General features: G+C 19.0%; 1 pseudogene. It reads left to right on the forward strand.

The annotated features are described in order from the left end of the window. Positions 1-141: 141 nt before the first annotated feature. Positions 142-347 (forward strand): annotated as a pseudogene (locus LRB30_RS05850) (hypothetical protein); the annotation flags it as partial.

Here is a 347-nt window from a genome sequence, read left to right on the forward strand (position 1 = left end):
ATTTATATTAAAAAAATCAATTATTTTTAATAATATTAAAAATATAATATAAATGTAAAAAATTGGAAAAACAAAAAAATAAAAGTTCTAAAAAACTTCAAATCAAAAACATAAACAAAAAATTATGCTAAAATACTAATCATGAAGAATATTAATAGATTGATATTATTAATATTAACTACATACACTTTATTATTCTCTTGTGCCTTAATTGCAGATAACAAGTCAAAAAATTTAAGCACATCAGAAATCATATTAACACAAAAAATACCACTAGAAAGCTCTTTAATAAAAAATCCTTCTAATTTAGAATATCGAATACCAATATCCAGTATCCAAGAAATTTC

The sequence above is a fragment of the Borreliella americana genome, assembly GCF_021043605.1.
Lineage (GTDB): Bacteria > Spirochaetota > Spirochaetia > Borreliales > Borreliaceae > Borreliella > Borreliella americana.